Source organism: Sediminibacillus sp. JSM 1682029 (genome assembly GCF_041366435.1).
Taxonomy (GTDB): Bacteria; Bacillota; Bacilli; order Bacillales; family Amphibacillaceae; genus Sediminibacillus; species Sediminibacillus terrae.
In genome coordinates this window covers 187,294-205,255 of record NZ_JBEWYY010000003.1, presented here as the reverse complement: position 1 = coordinate 205,255, position 17,962 = coordinate 187,294, and the positions used below count along the sequence as shown (strand labels likewise).

Annotated in this window: 14 protein-coding genes and 1 pseudogene; 5 read left to right on the top strand and 10 right to left on the bottom strand. The window is 47.5% G+C overall.

Translation table 11 applies throughout. From position 1 onward, the window contains the following. Nucleotides 1–173 precede the first annotated feature (173 nt). From ABVF09_RS07280 to ABVF09_RS07270, 3 genes are all read right to left on the bottom strand, one after another. Complete coding sequence (locus ABVF09_RS07280; protein WP_026568793.1) at nt 174–2,159, bottom strand: fructose-specific PTS transporter subunit EIIC; 1,986 nt, start codon at nt 2,157–2,159, stop codon at nt 174–176. Nucleotides 2,160–2,506: 347 nt separating this feature from the next. Next, nucleotides 2,507–4,465 (bottom strand): BglG family transcription antiterminator, encoded by a 1,959-nt coding sequence (locus tag ABVF09_RS07275; protein WP_026568794.1) that lies wholly within the window; start codon nt 4,463–4,465, stop codon nt 2,507–2,509. 45 nt (nt 4,466–4,510) lie between these two features. Next, nucleotides 4,511–5,059, bottom strand: a complete 549-nt coding sequence (locus ABVF09_RS07270; RefSeq protein WP_237648663.1) for a 3-dehydroquinate synthase II — start codon at nt 5,057–5,059, stop codon at nt 4,511–4,513. Nucleotides 5,060–5,274: 215 nt separating this feature from the next. Between ABVF09_RS07270 and ABVF09_RS07265 the strand changes: the two genes are divergently transcribed. Then, nucleotides 5,275–6,228: a DMT family transporter gene (locus tag ABVF09_RS07265; RefSeq protein ID WP_371068886.1), complete on the top strand. Its 954-nt coding sequence runs from the start codon at nt 5,275–5,277 to the stop codon at nt 6,226–6,228. Nucleotides 6,229–6,272: 44 nt separating this feature from the next. On the opposite strand, the gene ABVF09_RS07260 is transcribed toward ABVF09_RS07265, so the two are convergent. Continuing rightward, nucleotides 6,273–8,306 (bottom strand): catalase, encoded by a 2,034-nt coding sequence (locus ABVF09_RS07260; RefSeq protein WP_371068885.1) that lies wholly within the window; start codon nt 8,304–8,306, stop codon nt 6,273–6,275. Between the two features lie 380 nt (nt 8,307–8,686). Here ABVF09_RS07260 and ABVF09_RS07255 point away from each other — a divergent pair, with 380 nt between their 5' ends. Both ABVF09_RS07255 and ABVF09_RS07250 read left to right on the top strand, forming a co-directional pair. After that, nucleotides 8,687–8,854 (top strand): hypothetical protein, encoded by a 168-nt coding sequence (locus ABVF09_RS07255; RefSeq protein ID WP_162832894.1) that lies wholly within the window; start codon nt 8,687–8,689, stop codon nt 8,852–8,854. A gap of 466 nt (nt 8,855–9,320) precedes the next feature. Then, nucleotides 9,321–9,488, top strand: a pseudogene (locus tag ABVF09_RS07250) (IS5/IS1182 family transposase); the annotation flags it as partial. Between the two features lie 125 nt (nt 9,489–9,613). Here the strand turns inward: ABVF09_RS07250 and rlmN are convergent. The 5 genes from rlmN to ABVF09_RS07225 form a co-directional block, all read right to left on the bottom strand. Beyond that, nucleotides 9,614–10,690: a dual-specificity RNA methyltransferase RlmN gene (rlmN, locus tag ABVF09_RS07245; protein ID WP_026568798.1), complete on the bottom strand. Its 1,077-nt coding sequence runs from the start codon at nt 10,688–10,690 to the stop codon at nt 9,614–9,616. Between the two features lie 197 nt (nt 10,691–10,887). Next, nucleotides 10,888–11,769 (bottom strand): metal ABC transporter permease, encoded by an 882-nt coding sequence (locus ABVF09_RS07240; protein ID WP_026568799.1) that lies wholly within the window; start codon nt 11,767–11,769, stop codon nt 10,888–10,890. Further along, nucleotides 11,766–12,638 (bottom strand): metal ABC transporter permease, encoded by an 873-nt coding sequence (locus ABVF09_RS07235; RefSeq protein ID WP_026568800.1) that lies wholly within the window; start codon nt 12,636–12,638, stop codon nt 11,766–11,768. Before ABVF09_RS07235 ends, ABVF09_RS07240 begins: the two co-directional genes overlap by 4 nt. Continuing rightward, nucleotides 12,635–13,384 carry a metal ABC transporter ATP-binding protein gene (locus ABVF09_RS07230; RefSeq protein WP_026568801.1) on the bottom strand — a complete coding sequence of 250 codons (750 nt, stop codon included), beginning with the start codon at nt 13,382–13,384 and terminating at the stop codon, nt 12,635–12,637. Before ABVF09_RS07230 ends, ABVF09_RS07235 begins: the two co-directional genes overlap by 4 nt. A gap of 10 nt (nt 13,385–13,394) precedes the next feature. Further along, nucleotides 13,395–14,321: a metal ABC transporter solute-binding protein, Zn/Mn family gene (locus ABVF09_RS07225; RefSeq protein WP_237648664.1), complete on the bottom strand. Its 927-nt coding sequence runs from the start codon at nt 14,319–14,321 to the stop codon at nt 13,395–13,397. Nucleotides 14,322–14,602: 281 nt separating this feature from the next. On the opposite strand from ABVF09_RS07225, the gene ABVF09_RS07220 reads away from it, so the two are divergent. Together ABVF09_RS07220 and ABVF09_RS07215 are read left to right on the top strand one after the other, a co-directional pair. After that, the gene (locus ABVF09_RS07220) at nt 14,603–15,838 is read left to right on the top strand and encodes a dicarboxylate/amino acid:cation symporter (RefSeq protein ID WP_371068884.1); all 1,236 of its coding nucleotides are present in this window, start codon (nt 14,603–14,605) and stop codon (nt 15,836–15,838) included. 198 nt (nt 15,839–16,036) lie between these two features. Continuing rightward, complete coding sequence (locus ABVF09_RS07215) at nt 16,037–17,086, top strand: NAD(P)H-dependent flavin oxidoreductase (RefSeq protein WP_026568804.1); 1,050 nt, start codon at nt 16,037–16,039, stop codon at nt 17,084–17,086. A gap of 23 nt (nt 17,087–17,109) precedes the next feature. Here the strand turns inward: ABVF09_RS07215 and ABVF09_RS07210 are convergent, their stop codons facing one another. Next, nucleotides 17,110–17,952, bottom strand: a complete 843-nt coding sequence (locus tag ABVF09_RS07210) for an aldo/keto reductase (protein WP_371068883.1) — start codon at nt 17,950–17,952, stop codon at nt 17,110–17,112. Nucleotides 17,953–17,962: the final 10 nt, after the last annotated feature.

The following is a 17,962-nucleotide window of genomic DNA, read 5'->3' as shown; positions in this document are numbered from 1 at the left end:
ATAGGATTGAATTAGGCGAAATAAATCATTCAAGTGGTTCATTTAAACCTAATAGTGATTAAAAGGACATAAAGCCCTTATTGAAAAAACACGCTTGGATTTATTTCCAAGCGTGTTTTCGGTTGATTGCATGGTTACTTACGATATTGAATTTTGCAGGCATGCCTACTATCTTATTGCACCTGTTGAAGCAGCTTGTATGCTTCTTCTTTTGTCTGGACTTGCAACAGCTGCTCACGATAGTTTTCATCCATCAGTTTGCGGGACAGCATCTGCAAGATTTTCAGATGGGCATTGCCTTCTGCTTGCTCCGGTACAGCAATCAGGAAAATCAGCTTGGCAGCCGTGCCATCCATGCTGTTCCAATCTACACCGTCCGGTTTCATCCCGAATACGACACTCGGACGTTTCACTGCTTTTGATTTTCCGTGCGGGATGGCGATATTCATGCCGATTCCCGTTGTGCTTTCTTGTTCCCGTTCGACGATTTTCTGCTTGAGTTCTTGCGCTGACGTCAATAAGCCGTTGGCATCCAATTTACCGATCAGCTCATCCATTACTTCATCCTGCGTGTTTCCCTGTAAATCGATATCGATCAACTCAGGACTCGTAATATCGGTCAGTTTGTTGATTTCATCCAATGATTCGGTCTCAGGCTCTTCCGTGTCAGCCGTTTCAGCAGGCGTTTTATTGTCCATCGCTAATTGCTCAGCTGCATCTTCTGCATGAACATCCTCTTCACTTCCGACAGGCGCCGGCTGGTCTGTTACATCTTTTTTAATCAACTTGATCATAAGGGCTGTCACAATAGCACCGACAATGATTGCCACGAAAAACATGATAACATTGTCCACTGCACCGAGGACGCCGACGATCGGCCCGCCATGGGCAACCCTGTCCCCTACATTCCCTAGCATGGCGATGACGGAACCTGCCATGGAACCGACCATGATGCTCGGGATGACACGCAACGGATCTTGTGCGGCAAACGGTATTGCACCTTCCGTAATGCCGAACAATCCCATCGTGAATGAAGCCTTACCTGTTTCTATTTCGGTTTTTTGAAATTTCTGCTTGAACAAGAATGTAGCCAGACCAAGCCCGATCGGCGGGATGGCGATTGCTGCTGCAATCGGCCCCATGATTTCATAATTTCCTTCCCCGATCATGGCTGAACCGAATAAGAATGCCACCTTATTTACCGGTCCGCCCATATCGAACGAAATCATTGCCCCCAAAATCAGTGCCAACAGGATGGAACTGGTTCCCTGCATGCCTGCCAGCCAAGAGGTCAGTGATTCAAATACTTGTGCAACCGGTCCGCCAATAAAGAATACAAAAGCCAAGCCTACAATGAGTGCTGAAAAAACCGGTATGATGATAATCGGCATGATTGGCTGGACTGCTTTCGGCACTTTCAGCTTTTTAATCCATAACGCAACATATCCTGCCAGGAACCCGGCGATGATTCCGCCTAGAAAACCAGCCCCTGCTTCACTATTGTAAAAACTTCCGTTAGCTGCAATATAACCACCGATGATACCAGGTGCCAGACCGGGACGATCGGCAATACTGAACGCAATGAAGCCGGCCAAGATCGGTACCATGAAGGTAAAGGAGGCGCTTCCGATGCTTTCAATCGTTTTCCAGAACGATCCTTCCGGTATCTGGATGCCCTCCGGCGTCTGTTGCCCTCCCAAAGATAACGAGATTGCAATCAACAGACCGCCGACGACGATGAACGGAATCATATAGGAAACGCCGTTCATCAAATGACGGTAGATCGGGTTTTCTTTATCCTTCTTTTTCTGCGTGTTTGTCTGACTTTGTCTATCACTATGTCCCTTATACACCGGGACGTCTCCGCTGATGACTTTGTTGATCAACTGCTTGGGCTGGCGTATCCCTTCCTGTACACCTACCACCAACAGTTTTTTTCCGGAGAAGCGGTCTTTTTCCACTGTTTTGTCGGCAGCGATGATGATACCATCCGCCTCCGCTATGTCCTGTTCACTAAATTCATTTTCCACTCCAATGGAACCTTGGGTTTCCACTTTGATGTCTACACCCAATTCATCGGCAGCTTTTTGCAGGTTTTCTGCTGCCATGTACGTATGGGCAATACCATTGGGGCACGAAGTAATCGCTAACAATTTCATCCTGATTCCTCCTGACTTCGTAATCGCTTACATACACTATACCCCTTCTGACCCAGGCCAAAAGTTTTGATTTTTACCACCGCTCCGGAAAAACGGATGTTTTTCGCGCGTCACCATGCCAATAATTCCCACGGCCTTTTCCTTCATGGAACTGCGGAGGGCGACGAGCAGCTGTACTGCCAGAATCGGCACGAACATGCGACATCAGACTCAGATAACCGGCACAGAGAGCGAGTAAAGAAGCAGGACCAGCCGCCGCAGAAGCCACAGGGGGTGAGAGCCGAACTATCCCGTGCCTTCTCAAACGGAGGACACAAATTGGATAACAGTATATAAAAAAGCCATAGCTATATAAAGCTAATAAACTGTTGCACATCGGTTTGTCCTAACAACCGTTCCACTCTGCCAGGCTGTTCCGTAAGATCAGACAACTCTTTGAATACCTCGCGGACGGCTGGATGATCATTGGGCACTGCCAGCATGAACACGAGTGAAGCTCTGCTTTCGCCCCACTCCAGCGGCTCTTTTAACGTGGCAGCAGCAATTGCCGGGGTTTTGATCAAATCGGGACTGCCATGCGGAATGGCAATGCCCGCCCCTATATTTGTATCGGAAAGCTGTTCGCGGTTGATCGCCCTGTGGGCATACTTCTTATCGACATAACCCTGCTCGGACAACCGATTGGCCAGCATCTCGATGACTTCATAGCGGTGTTCCCTTTCTACTTGGAGAAACACAAGAGACGGATCCATCAATTCCGCCAGATGAGAACCCGGTACAGTCACAGCCTGCTTGTTTCCTGATCCAGACTGCAATTTACCGATAAAGGAAGCAAGCTTGTCTATTTCATGTCCCTCCATCAACGGAGAAATTTGGATCGCCGGGATACCGGTTTTCTCGACTGGTACAGTGGATACGATAAAGTCGACTGGATGATCGGCAAGGTATTGTTTTACGTTGTATTTCGCGACACTATCGACAACTTCGATTTCCGGAAACTTTCCTTCCAGCTTCGTCCGCAACAACTGGGATACTCCCACTCCCATATGGCAGACTACGATTGCCTGCAGTTTTTCCACACGCTGATTACGCAGCCGTTCGATCGATGTTTGAAAGTGAATCGTCAAATAGGCGGCTTCTTCTTCCGGCAAAGTAAAATCGAAGTGATCATGGATATCCTCCACGATATAAATCACCATATCGAACATATATGGATACATCTGTTTAATTTCCTGAAGCATCGGATTTTTGACCGGCAATCCGTACGTAATCCGGTTGACAGTAGAAGAAAGATGCAGAATGAGATCTTCTTTCAGTTGGTCATCCTCGGCAAAATCGATCATCGTCACTTCGGACATCCGTGCTGTCAGCTTGTCGACCAGCTCGTTCACCATCGGCACCTGGCTTGTCCATGTAGCATCTGCCTGACCTCCGGGTACTGTTTGATAACGGAGCTTGGCCCCGAGAATATGAAAAGCGAGATAATACATTTCGTCTTCCGGAAACCGGACGGCAAAAGCACTTGCCATCTTTTCAAGAAATTCAGCTGCCCATTCAAGCTCTTCCTTATCATGCAGCATCTGTTTCTCTTTCGAAGAAACGGAAATCGGCTGTCTGGTTTTCACCCGTTTTATCATCACTAGCACGTGAATGGTCAGGCGATCGAACGTCTCGTCTGTAAAGGAAAGCTTATGTCTTACTTGCAAGGCATCGAGTTCTTTTTTTACCAGCCGGATATCGGCACCGGCAAACATCGTTTCCATAAATGCCGAAATCGGCATCGCCTCTTGGCTGCCGAGCCTCGACAGTTCTGAAAGGGCGAGCCGGATGTTTTTCTCCTCGCCTTGGACGGTATGCCCCACTTTTTGCTTGGAGATGACGGAAACATTCATTTTTTTCAACCATTCACGAATGGCATCCAAGTCTTTGCGAATGGTACCTTTATTCAAAAAGTATTTATCGGCAAGCTCTCCTGTGGTCAGCGGCTTTGCTTTTATCAATAACTCGTAAGCAATTTCCATCCTGCGGTCTCTATCCGTTTTCCGCTCCACTATGGGCTGCATTGATTGCAACCGGTCGAACAGACGTGATTTATCGGACTCCTCAATCTTCACGAACACCCCTAAGCCGGGCTTTTTTTCTAAACGCCCCCGGGAATGTTCGAACAAAAATTGTTCCAATTGTTTTAAATCATTGCGGATTGTTTTCTCGGAGCAATCGAAATGCTGCGCCAATGTATCTACTTGGATATAATTGTCTTCCCGGGTGAGAAGAAACCTCAACAGCCCGGTTTGTCGATCGTTCATTTTGTTCACCCAATCACATATAATAGCGTTTTTTTCTTGCCAGTTTTATCTTTCCTCTATGAATTCATCTATTTTTTTCCCGAGATGCCTGCCTGGCTCATCCATCATCCCGGCGATCCTGTCTCCTTTTTTCAAATCGAGAACAGAAACGGCACCTTTTTCCGCCTCCTCTACATATACGCTCGTAGAAGACTGCAAAGTAGCCGAAATGCTCCCTTCCTCCCCATGACAAATAACGCGTATCAACGGACGTCTTTCTATTTTCACGCGTCCGATTGAAATCGAACGGCTTCCCTGCGGACTGCTTACCACAAGGGATTCTCCTGCCTTTATTTCCTGCAAGTATCGACTTTCCTTTTCCTGATAAAAATATTGGTGGAATCCTCCACAGTTGATCCGGAACGGCCGTGGAGGGTAACCCTCCGATTGCCTGTTTTCCGACAAAACTTTAAGATATCCATGGCCGGTATTGCCGATATAAAGTCCCTCTTCCTCTTGCAGACGATCGATAAAATCCAGACAGACCCGCATACCTTCCCCTACTTGTTTGAGTTCCACTACTTCTAAATACCTTGTTTTTGCGCTTTCCTCCACTATACCACCCTTTCGCTTACTTCTTCTGTTTTCAGTGTACATAATTGGCTGCACAAAAGAAAACCCGCTGATTTGCGAAGGAAAAAGACGACGATTGATCCTGCAAAAATCTTATCTGATTTTCCTTTTGAAAGAAAGTCACAGGAACTTCCCCATTTTGCTGGAAGTTGTAGTAAAATGGTTCGCATATCCGAAAGTTTACTGGAGGTTAGCAGATGCGAGTGTTTGTGGTCGGACTATTAGCGGCATTGTTTTTCTCTGTCACCTTTATCCTGAACCGATCCATGGAGCTGGAGGGCGGCAGCTGGGTATGGAGTGCTTCTTTACGGTTCTTCTTCATGCTCCCGATGTTAATCGCAATCGTCGGTTTCCAAGGAAAAATCAGGCCAGTGTTGGTACATCTGAAAAACCATCCGACAGCCTGGATTGTCTGGAGCTCCGTCGGCTTCGGTTTCTTTTATGCGCCTATCGCTTTTGCCACTGTGTACGGTCCGGGCTGGCTAGTCGCAGCAACCTTTCAACTGACCATCATTGCCGGCTCCCTGCTCGTCCCTTTTCTTGAAAAACAAACCGGGATAAAGCAATCGATTCCGGTAAAAAGCGTCCTCATTTCTGTCCTTATACTCGGCGGTGTCATTCTGATGCAGCTCGAACACGCTTCTGCAGTCCCTTTGGCAAGTGTCTGGTTGTGTACACTCCCGTTGCTCCTATCCGCTTTCAGTTATCCATTAGGAAACCGGAAAATGATGCAAGTCGTCGGCAACGAGCTCAATACGTTTCAACGCATCCTCGGAATGACCATCGCCAGCATGCCGTTTTGGCTGATTCTTTCCGTCTACGGTGCAATAGCGCACGGCGCCCCTTCTTCCAGCCAGCTTGTGCAGACATTCATCGTCGCTGTTTCATCCGGCATCATCGCTACTGGTTTATTTTTCTACGCTACCAATCTAGTTAAACATGACAACCAAAAATTGGCCGGCGTCGAGGCCACACAATCTGGGGAAGTAGTGTTTGCCTTGATGGGGGAAATCATCTTTCTTCATGCAGCAATGCCAAGCGCGCTTTCTTTCGCCGGAGTTTTTCTCGTCATTGGCGGAATGGTGTTGCACAGCCTTAACAGCGGGATGCGGGAGAAAGAAGCATTTCAAGAGGTTTCCAAAGCAAAATGATAACCCAGAGGGAGTGAGGCCCTCTGGGTTATGTCCTTTTCATTCTATAAAACTTCTCTATCCCAATGTCGATGCTCGGCAATCGCCTTACTGAACTGCTCGGCGAATCTTGTTGTGTCTTCACTTGAAACAACGCCGGAACTGTCTTCCATGCCGTCTGCCTCCAATAGCTTTCTGCCTTCATGTGTCGCGCCGATCGGTTTATAGTGCGAGAATGCTTCCATCACGAAATAGGCGGCCTGTTTATAAAATTCTTTGTTTTCCTCTCCTCCTGCTGCGTATACCGCATCAAACAATACGGAATCAGCCGTCAGGAAGGTATGATCGACGTCCAGCTCGGTACCATCTTCTCCGGTCACCTTACCCTGGCTATCACTGATCACTTCTATTTGCAGTCCTTTTCCCTTCAGTTCATCGATAACCGGCTTTACTTCCTTGCCATTGAAGTTTTGGCCGAGGATCAAAGCAATCTTTCGGGTATCGGCCTTGAATTTCGTGTTTTCCTGGCTCAAGGCTGGAGAAGCTTTCGTTACGCCTGTATCTTTTCCTTGCGGCGGATTGGCCCCGATCGCTTTCGCAAATTCTGTCGCCAGTTCCATACTTACATTGCCGAACATATCGACAACCTGTTGACGTACGGATTCACTTTCCACTTTCCCCAGCTCAAAGCTGAATGCCTGGATCATATGTTGTTTTTCCGCTTCGCTCATGCTGTTCCAAAACAACGTAGCTTGAGAGAAATGGTCTTTGAAGCTGTCGCTTCGAGCCTGGACTTTATATCCATCCACTTTTTCCTGATAATGCTTGAACCCGCCTTCCTCTTCACTCGCCGGTTCCGGCGTATTGGCAGCAAGGGAGTTATTATGGTAGCTGACACGCCCCTTGTTGATCGTTTGCCGTCCATAACCGTCCCGCTGGTTATTGTGAAACGGGCAGACCGGACGATTGATCGGCAGCTCATGGAAGTTAGGGCCGCCCAGCCGGATTAGCTGCGTGTCCGTGTAAGAAAACAGCCGTCCCTGTAACAAGGGATCATTCGTGAAATCAATGCCCGGCACGACATGGCCCGGATGGAAAGCAACCTGTTCTGTTTCCGCAAAATAATTATCCGTGTTGCGGGTCAGCGTCATTTTTCCGATCAGCTTCACCGGAACGTCTTCCTCCGGCCATATCTTGGTGGGATCCAATATATCAAAATCGAAACGGAATTCCTCTTCCTCCGGTATCATTTGCACGCCGAGTTCATATTCCGGATAGTCGCCATTTTCGATTGCTTCCCATAAATCGCGACGATGAAAATCAGGGTCCTTCCCGTTGATTTTCTGTGCCTCGTCCCATACCACTGAGTGGGTTCCCAAAACTGGCTTCCAATGGAACTTGACGAAGTGAGCCTTTCCTTCTGCATTGACGAAACGGAAAGTATGGACGCCGAAGCCCTCCATCATCCGGAAACTACGTGGAATGGCTCTGTCGGACATCGCCCACATAATCATATGAGCCGACTCCTGGTTATTGGCGACGAAATCCCAGAACGTGTCATGGGCAGTCGCTGCCTGCGGAATTTCATTGTGCGGCTCCGGTTTAACTGCATGAATCAAGTCCGGAAACTTCATGGCATCCTGAATGAAAAATACCGGTATATTGTTTCCTACTAAATCGTAGTTCCCTTCATCCGTGTAAAATTTCGTGGCAAATCCGCGGGCATCCCTGGCCAGTTCACCGGAACCACGTGATCCGGCAACCGTGGAGAATCGAACGAATACGGGTGTTTTTTTCGAAGGATCCTGTAAAAAATCTGCTTTGGTGAATTCCTTCATCGATTCATAGACTTGGAACTCTCCGTGAGCGGCAAAACCACGGGCATGTACAATCCGTTCTGGAATGCGTTCATGGTCAAAATGCGTCATCTTCTCACGAAAATGGAAATCTTCCATCAAAGTCGGACCTCGTTTGCCCGCCTTCAGAGAAAATTCATCCTCTGATACTTTGACACCCTGATTGGTCGTCAGTTTTTCTCCTTTGTCCTCCGTCTTGAACTGTTCCAATTGTTCCTGTTTGCGGTTTTTGTTTTCACTCATTGAATAAACTCCTCCCTTTATGTAAAGATTGGACAGTTGTCTTCTTCCCGGGTAAACGTGTATACAAACAGGCAATTTAAAGTTTTTATCATTTTTTAATCATTATAATTAAATAGTCGCACTAAATTATGCTTAGTTGATCAGAAAAAAAACCCCTAAGAGGGCAAGAAAAATCTGTTACTATAATAAGTAAGAAAATTTGTTCCGGTTCTGAGGTGGATTATAAAATGAAATACTTTTTCATCCTTGCGTCCATAAGCAGTATAGTGTTCGCTGCGCTTGGGCAGGGAGCTTACGGGATAGTGGCGGGATTATTGTTACTGCTTCTGGGAGCATCCTTTAGTAAACCACGATACATAAGAGGCTGGAGGGATTGAACATTGAGGAGAAAAAATAAGCGGAGAAAAAGAGAAAATCGGCAGGAGAAATGGGATGCCCTTGAGTTATTAACATGGATTCCGGAAATCTTCATGCTTCCTGTCCGTTTGGTTGTTTGGCTGATAAGAGGGGTAGGCAGATTGATCGGCAGCATTTTTGACGGCATTTAACCTACTCAAGCCTTTCCGATGCGGAATGAAGGATTTTTTTGGATGGCGCGCTGCCTTCATTTGAGCTTAATCGACTGGATGAAGCCGTTCCGCTCTCCCTCTTTACATTTGGAAAAGGAAAAACCCGCCGGTATCAAGGCCACTGAAAAAGTCCTTTCTAATCTAGAAGAAATTTTAAAGTTTGTTGTTGATTCTCACGAATCGCTTATCGGTGGATGCTTGCCGCGGGCACGGCCACAGCTAACTTGGTCAAGAAGATCACTTGACCAAGTGGATCTTCGGCTCGCGCTGTTATCGCAGGCGTCACCACCGAACGCTCATTGTGGAATCAACAGTGGGTAAACGAAAAAGAAGTGATCTTCTTTGATTTCTAAAAGAAAGTCACTCTTTTTTCTTGTACAATGAAAGGAATACATAATAGGGAGAGATTCGATGTTAGACCGTCAATTATCCATGAATTTAAGCCAGGGCGATGGAACAATATAAGACTGAAGCGAAGAATAGCGAATGGAAACACAGACACGGATAGGAGGTCGCCTCATCTTCGGGTCTCGAAGGCATGCGCATGCAAGGTGCGATGGCGATTTTCACAGCTAATGCGAAACGAATCGTTAAACTCATGAAGGAATATTAGATAAAAAGCGGTCTGTATGGAAATTAAATTCCATACAGACCGCTTTTTTAAAATTCTACTTTTCAAAGACCTTCCGTTTTTCAGTGGCCTCCCGGAATCCGACGGGTTTTTCCTTTCCGTTCTAGTTAAACGGTCGCTTTCGCTTTTTCTTTCTTGATTTGTTTGCTTCGCAATTGTCCGCAGGCGGCATCGATATCGGAACCTTGTTCAACGCGGACACCGCAATTGATCCCCTGGTCCATCAACGTTTCATAAAAATCGAGAATGGCCTGTTTGGTACTGCGCTGATATTGGTTGTGTTCATCAACCGGATTGTACGGAATCAGATTGACATAGGACAAATGGCGTTTGTCCTTCAACAGTCTGGCGAGCTCCAGTGCCTCTTCCTTATGGTCGTTGACATCCCTTAACAGAATATACTCGAACGTGATTCTGCGGTTCGTTTTTTCGAGATAATAATCGACGGCAGGCATCAGCTTTTCGAGCGGGAACGCCTTGTTGATTTTCATGATTTTCGTGCGCAGCTCGTTATTCGGCGCATGAAGAGAAACCGCTAAATTGATTTGAATGTCTTCATCCGCAAAGTCATAAATCCGGTGGGCAAGCCCGCTTGTAGAAACCGTGATATGTCTCGCACCGATGGAAAGGCCCTTCTGGTCATTGACTACACGGAAGAAGTCCATCATGTTCGTATAGTTATCGAATGGTTCACCGATACCCATCACGACAATGTGGCTGACTCTCTCATCCTTGCCTGCCCCATCTAAATGATGCTGGACATTCATGATTTGCTCGACAATTTCACCACTGGAAAGGTCGCGATTCTTTCGAAGCAAGCCGCTGGCACAGAACGTACAACCGATGTTACAGCCAACCTGCGTGGTCACACAGACAGAAAGTCCATAATTGAACCGCATCAATACTGTTTCAATCAGGTTTCCATCCTGAAGCTCGAACAGGAACTTGATCGTCCCGTCTTTTGATTCCTGCTTGATCGCCTGTTTCAATGTCTGCACGACAAAATGTTCCTCCAGCAATTCAATGCAGTCCTTATTCACGTTTTTCATATCTTTAAAAGCGGTAACCCGTTTTTTATATAACCAATCCCAAACCTGCTTGGCACGGAACTTTTTCTGGCCATGCTCGGTTAGCCAAGACGTCAGTTGTTCGAAAGTTAATCCATAAATGGATTGTTTGTTCATTTGTTACCCTCATTTCAGTAGGTTTCCTTAATTTTTTCCTATACCCATACTACTGAATGTATCGCCATGTAGCAAGTCCCGGTTGCGTGTTTCCTTCGTTTCTCGGCACCTGGAGGTTGTTAGTCTATGCCATTCCGGTTGAAAAATTGGATGATATTGCCGAAGAGGGACGGGTATGAAACCCCTCTCACGACTTCCTAAGAACCTGCAGCCAAACGCCTTTGCTTAACCTTTTTCATCAACCAACCGTGCTTCGGACTGAAAAGAAATGCCACCATAAACAAGAGGCCTGTTGCACTTGCCATCGCGCCGGCTATCGAAACATTCCAATAAACGGCCGCTCCGTAACCGATGATGGCCGAAAAAATTCCGACTATGCCGCTCAGCAACAGCAACGTCAGAAACCGATCCGTCAACAGATAGGCAGTCGCCCCCGGAACGATCAACATGGCAACAACCAAAATAGCGCCGACACTGTCAAACGAAGCAACAGTCGACAGAGAGACCATCCCCATCAGCAAGTAATGGACAAGCACGACTGGTACTCCGATTAACTTGGCATATTGCGGGTCAAAGGTGGAAATTTTCATTTCTTTATAAAAGGCAGCGATCAGTGTCAGATTCAGAATCAAGACGATTCCCAACATCCATACAGCAACGGGTCCGTAGCTCTCTCCATTGATTTGCAACGTATCCCAAGGGACAAATGCAATTTCTCCCATCAAGGCATGTTTCGTATCCAGGTGCACTTGGTCACCGATAAAAGAGATTAACACAACACCCAACGCAAAAAATGATGTAAACACAACTCCGATGGCCGCATCAGATTGGATTCCCGATCGGTGCAACGATTCCACGAAAAATGCGGTTGCCAACCCTACCACCGCCGCACCGATCAGCATGGGAAGTCCGTTCAACGACTGACTGACAAAGAAAGCCCCGACAATACCCAGGAGTACGGTGTGGCTGATGGCATCTGCAATCATCGACATCTTCTTAAGCAGCAAAAGCACGCCGCTCATCCCACACGTGATTCCGACCAAACAACCGGTAAGAATGATCCATAATGTATAACTCACAGCTGCTTCACCATCCTTGTAAACATTCCTTTTTTACTGCCGAACAGAAAGGAAAGGAAAAAAATCGACGATGCGCTTAATACCATCATCGGACCTGTCGGCAAATGGTCGATGGTCGTACTCAAAACAGCCCCGGAAATACCGGAAACCGCGCCAAAGCTTCCCCCTAAAAACGCCATGACCCCAAGCTGTTCCGTCCAATAGCGTGCTGCAAGCGGCGGTGTGATCAACAGTGCAGCAATCAAAACCACTCCCACCATTTGAATTCCGATCACTACGACAAGGAGGACCAGGCTGAACAGCAGCCCATCGAGCAACCGGACGGGAAGGCCGATTCCTTTTGCGAATGACGGGTCGAACACCACTGTTTTGAATTCTTTAAAAAACAATGCCGCAATCAACGTTAAGATCAGCGAACCAATCGTGATCACTTGGACATCACTTTTGACCAGGGAAGCTGCCTGACCGAAGATAAATGTATCCAAGCCTGCCTTGCTTCCCCCAAAGTGCTGTTGGATGTAAGTCAACAATACAATCCCGAAACCAAAAAAGACGGATATGGTGATCCCGATCGCAGCATCTGTTTTGATCCTCGACCGGTTAATGATCAGTTGAATCGCCTGTGTGGCCAACAATCCCGTCAAAGCGGCGCCAATCAAAAACAACGGAATCGACTTCACTTGGAAAAGAATGTACACCAGACAAACTCCGGGTAAAGTAGCATGTGCCATAGCATCACTGATCAAGCTTTGTTTTTTCAATAAAACAAAACTGCCGATGGTCCCACTGGCGAAACCGAGCAGCAAACTGCCTGTCAGCACCCATTCCGTATTGGCGTCGAAACCGAACACCGAGAAGAAATCCATCATTGCCTCCCTCCCGCTGCTGTCGTTTTTTGCAGGAAGGCGATGCTGCCGCCATATGCTTTTTCCAAATTGTCTATCGTGAAAACGGATTGTGTGGGACCGCAGTCGATCGGCCGCTTGTTCAATAGCAAGACATGGTCGAAGTAATCCTCCACGGTCGACAAGTCATGGTGAACGACCAGCACGGTTTTTCCCTGCTGCTTCCAGTCTTTCATCAGTTGAATGATTGCCTTCTCCGTGGCGGCATCCACTCCGGCAAATGGTTCATCCATAAAATAAATGCTGGCATCCTGTGCAAGAGCTCGAGCGAGAAATACCCGCTGTTGCTGTCCGCCTGACAACTGGCTGATTTGCCGTTTCGCGAATTCCTCCATTCCGACTTTCTCAAGACAAGCTCTCGCCCACTCAATGTCTTTGTTAGTTGCCCTCTTGAACCAGCCAATCTGACGGTATCGCCCCATCAAGACGATATCGAGCGCATTTGTAGGAAAGTCCCAGTCCACTTCACTCCGCTGTGGTACATAGCCAATCAACTGTTTTTGCGTTTTATATGGCTGACCAAACACCTCCACGCTTCCACTTCGCGCCGGGATCAACTGAAGGGCTGCTTTGATCAGCGTAGATTTCCCTGCTCCGTTCGGTCCGATAATCCCGGTCAAAGAGCCCTCCGGCACCGAAAATGAAACATGTTCCAAAGCGGGCTGCTTATCATATACTACTGTCATCTTGTTGACGGTTAGGGCATTCATTGTTTCCACCTCATTTCAACGATTCCACAATGGTATCGATATTGTGCCGGTACATCCCTAGGTAGGTACCTTCGACTGTTCCTTCTTCACCCATGGCATCCGAATAAAGTTCCCCGCCGATTCTGACTTGATGTCCCGCTTCTTCGGCACCTTCGACCACTGCATTGATCGATCTCCCGGAAACGCTGCTCTCCACGAAGACCGCTTTGATATTGCGTTCCACCAGTACATCGATAATCCGTTGAATATCGGTCAAGCCATAGTCCGATTCTGTGCTGAGTCCCTGTAGACCGATCACTTCGAATCCAAAAGCGTTGCCGAAATAGTTAAAGGCATCATGCGCTGTTACCAAGACTCTGCTCTCTTCGGGTATTTCCTTTATGCGTTCCCGGGCATAGTCCTCTAATTCTGTTAAATCTTTTACATATTCCACCGTATTCTGCTTATATACGTTCTCATTATCTGGATCAATTTCCATCAATTCGTCCCTGATCTTCTCCGCAGCCTGTTTCCAAATAGAAATATCAAACCAGACATGGGGATCGATGATGCTTGGATTCTGTGGATCGGCCAGGAACTGATCTTCCGGTATCCCCTCCGCAACAGCAACGGTTGGTTTTTTTTGCCGCATTTCTTCAAAAATTTCTCCCATCTGTCCTTCTAAATGCAGTCCATTGTAGAAAATGATATCCGCCTGATCCAATTTCTTGATATCCCCCTGGACAGCGTTGTACAAGTGCGGATCATCCCCCGGACCCATCAAGCTTTCCACCTCGATGTGGTCGCCGCCGATCTCGGCTGCCATATCACCGATTTGGGCGATCGTGGTCACTACCTTGACCTTTTCTTCTCCGCTTCCGACGGCCTCCTTTCCAGCCGAACAACCGGACAACGCTGCCGCCAATACACCTAAAAACACTACCGAAACCCACTTCACATTTCCCACCTCCATTAATTTTTCCTTAGGGCAAAACTTTCTTTAAAAAAATTTGCCCTTGCCGTATTTCTACAATAACAAATTGTTTCCCTAAACCAAATTATATGTATTAAGGAAATAATGTCAACTGGTTTAATCATTGTTTCTTTCGCTCAAAACCGACACGGGAGGACAGAAACAGTGCTTTTGACTCCACTCTATATGTCTTGTATGTTATTAACGTAAATCCCTAGTAATCACGTAGGATTATTAATAGAATCCAAACACAAAGGAGTCATTCGATGAAAAAAGTATGGAGGGGCTATCTTGATACGCCCCTGATCGTTAAAATAACCGCCGCCCTTATGCTCGGCGTCATAACCGGCCTTCTTTTCGGCAGTCAGGCGTCCCTGCTGGAACCTTTCGGAGATTTATTGATCCGACTGCTTAAATTTCTGATTATTCCTTTGGTATTGTTTACGCTGATGGTAGGTGTGAACCAAACCGAAGTCGGAAATCTCGGAAGGATGGGCGGGAAAGTCTTCCTTTACTACATTGTTTCCTCTGCCTTTGCGATTATCATCGGTGTTACCATCGCCGGCGTTTTCCAGCCGGGAACCGGGATGACCCTGGGAGACAGTGAAGCGGTCGATGTTCCGGACAACCCTGGAGTATCCAGTGTCCTTTTGAATATTGTGCCGGACAACATCGTAACAGCTTTTACCAATATGAATTTGCTCGGAATCATTTTTACTGCTTTTGTTTTCGGGATTGCCCTTTCTTCTCTCCGCTCTTCGGAAAACCATGCGGAATTGGGCGAAAGCGTATATAACGTCATCAAAGGATTGAATGAGGCAACACTGACAATCATGAAAGTCATCCTGCAATACGTGCCGATCGGTATTTTCGCCATTGTCGCAAACACGGTCGGCAGCCAGGGACTCGATACGTTACTTGAACTGGGCAATATGGTTGCCGTGCTTTATATCGTCTTGATTGCCCAAGTACTGCTATACGTCGTTTTCCTTCTTCTGGCCAAGCTTAGCCCGGGGCGCTTTTTCTCCCAGGCCAGGACTCCGATGCTGACCGCATTCGCCACCCAAAGCAGTTCGGGGACATTGCCGTTGACCTTGAACGCTGCCGACAATTTAGGACTGTCACGCAGTCTCTACGGGTTCAGCCTGCCGCTCGGAGCCACGATCAACATGGACGGAGCCGCCATCCGAATCGCAGTTTCTGCGGTTTTTGCGGCCAATATAATCGGCGACCCGCTCAGCTTCACGGATATGCTGCAGGTTGTGTTAATCGGGACACTCGCCTCGATCGGCACGGCGGGAGTCCCTGGGGCCGGAATCATTATGATTGCCACCGTTTTCGCCCAGTTGAATCTGCCGATGGAAGCAGTCGGTCTACTGACAGCCATCGATGCCCTTGTCGGGATGGGATGTACCGCCCTCAATGTCACCGGCGACTTGGTCGGCACCTCGATCATTGATAAATCCGAAGCAAAAAAACCGAAAACAGTTACAAATGGATAAGTATTGTTATCCCAGCCTGGGAAAAAAGCTTCGTGATCAAAATGAAACCGAACGATTCGATAATTCGTTCGGTTTTTTGGTCAGAAAAAAGCAAACCGTTCTATCCTGCTCTAATATAAAACTCTCTTTATGGAAGGAATTATCCTTCATTTAGAGAAATAGTTTAAAATAACCAGTTTTCGAAACAGGAGGACTAAGATGACACTATCATCTTTTTACACGCATCCAATTATTCAAGCACCGATGGCCGGTGGAACAGCAAATCCCGCACTGGCAGCGGCAGTTAGCAATGCCGGGGGACTCGGGTTCCTTGCTGCAGGCTATAAGACTGCCCGGGACGTTCGGGAAGAAATCAAGCAAACTCGAAAACGAACGAGCGGTCCATTTGGAGTCAATTTATTTGTTCCAAGTGAGGATACGGCAGAGTCTGCAACACTCGATGACTATGCAAACCGGCTGGAACACACAGCAAAGCGGTTGGCTGTGTCCACAGGGGAAGCCAGAAACGATGACGACGACTGGGAAAACAAGCTTGAAGTAATAATCGACGAGCACATTCCGGTGGTCAGTTTTACCTTTGGCTGCCCTCCTTCCACCGTCGTGGACAGACTGAAGCAAAACGGCAGCTATGTCATCGTAACTGTCACCTCGCCTCAAGAAGCGATAGAATCTGTCCAAGCAGGAGCAGATGCCTTGTGTTTACAAGGAATAGAAGCCGGTGGCCACCGCAGCACGTTTCAAAACAACGCCGAAACAGAAGACTTTTCGCTCCTCCCTTTACTTCGTCTCGTCCGCCAGCAGGTAGATCTTCCCTTGATCGCCGCAGGAGGCGTCATGCATGGACAAGACATCGCTGCTTTGTTGACAGCGGGAGCGGAAGCGGTCCAGTTGGGTACTGCCTTTTTGCGTTGTCCGGAGAGCGGTGCAAAATCCCTGCATAAACAGGCACTTGCAGACAACCGTTTCTCGGGAACAACTGTCACCCGAGCGTTTACCGGCAGGCGGGCCCGGGGACTGAAAAATGCCTTTATCCAACAATATGACGACGCTGCACCTGCAGCCTACCCTTTTGTCCACTATATGACCAAACCGATTCGAAAAGCAGCTGCAGAAGCGAGTGACCTGGAAGCGATGGCTTTATGGGCAGGACAAGGTTATCGGATGGCCATGGATATACCGGCAGCGGAAATCGTCACGAGGCTGATGGAACAGAAACAGGAAGCAATTCAAGCACAAAAAAGGCTATAGACAAATGTCTATAGCCTTTGGGCTTAAAAGTCGAAGGTGTCCGGGTCTGGCCCTACCCGGTGGTCCTCGTTCAGATTATCGATTTGTTCGATATCTTCTTTTGTCAGTTCAAAATCAAAAAGATTAGCATTTTCTTTAATCCGGTGCGCTTTCGTCGACTTAGGGATGAGGACAATTTTCTGCTGCAAGTCCCAACGCAGGATAACCTGGGCAGGGGACTTATCATATTTCGCTGCGATTTCTCTTAGTACTGGATTGTCCAGAATCTGTCCCTGCATAAGCGGCGACCAGGCCTCCAACTGGATGCCATGCTGCTGGCAATAAGTTAATAGATCGCTCTGTGTCAACTTCGGATGCCGTTCAACCTGATTGATTGCCGGTTTGATCGCTGCGTCTTTCATTAACTCCTCGAGATGGTGGACTTGAAAATTGCTGACACCTATTGCACGAATGCGGCCCTTTTTATAAAGTTCCTCGAGCGCATTCCATGCCTGTTTATACTTTCCTTTTCCCGGCCAGTGAATTAAATAAAGATCCAAGTAGTCCAGCCCCAGCTTTTCCAGACTCGTCTCAAACGCTTGAACCGTTCCATCATAATCCAGGCCATCGTTCCATACCTTCGACGTGACAAACAAATCTTCACGACGGATACCGGCAGCTTGTATTCCTTCCCTGATCCCTTCACCGACTCCTGTTTCATTTCCATATATGGCGGCCGTGTCAATACTGCGATAGCCTTCTGTGATGGCGGTTTTCACAGCCTCTACCAGTTCTGGTCCTTCTTCTACTTTAAATACACCAAGACCGAGCCATGGCATTTTTGTCCCATTGTTTAATGTTGTCACTGCTTGTAAATGATTTGTCATCTTTCATTCC

Coding starts and splice junctions, on each gene's coding strand:
- ABVF09_RS07280 (WP_026568793.1), bottom strand. CDS start 2,159: ATGAAATTGTTAGCGATTACTTCGTGCCCCAATGGTATTGCCCATACG.
- ABVF09_RS07275 (WP_026568794.1), bottom strand. CDS start 4,465: ATGAACGATCGACAAACCGGGCTGTTGAGGTTTCTTCTCACCCGGGAA.
- ABVF09_RS07265 (WP_371068886.1), top strand. CDS start 5,275: ATGCGAGTGTTTGTGGTCGGACTATTAGCGGCATTGTTTTTCTCTGTC.
- ABVF09_RS07260 (WP_371068885.1), bottom strand. CDS start 8,306: ATGAGTGAAAACAAAAACCGCAAACAGGAACAATTGGAACAGTTCAAG.
- rlmN (WP_026568798.1), bottom strand. CDS start 10,690: ATGAACAAACAATCCATTTATGGATTAACTTTCGAACAACTGACGTCT.
- ABVF09_RS07235 (WP_026568800.1), bottom strand. CDS start 12,638: ATGATGGATTTCTTCTCGGTGTTCGGTTTCGACGCCAATACGGAATGG.
- ABVF09_RS07230 (WP_026568801.1), bottom strand. CDS start 13,384: ATGAATGCCCTAACCGTCAACAAGATGACAGTAGTATATGATAAGCAG.
- ABVF09_RS07220 (WP_371068884.1), top strand. CDS start 14,603: ATGAAAAAAGTATGGAGGGGCTATCTTGATACGCCCCTGATCGTTAAA.
- ABVF09_RS07215 (WP_026568804.1), top strand. CDS start 16,037: ATGACACTATCATCTTTTTACACGCATCCAATTATTCAAGCACCGATG.
- ABVF09_RS07210 (WP_371068883.1), bottom strand. CDS start 17,952: ATGACAAATCATTTACAAGCAGTGACAACATTAAACAATGGGACAAAA.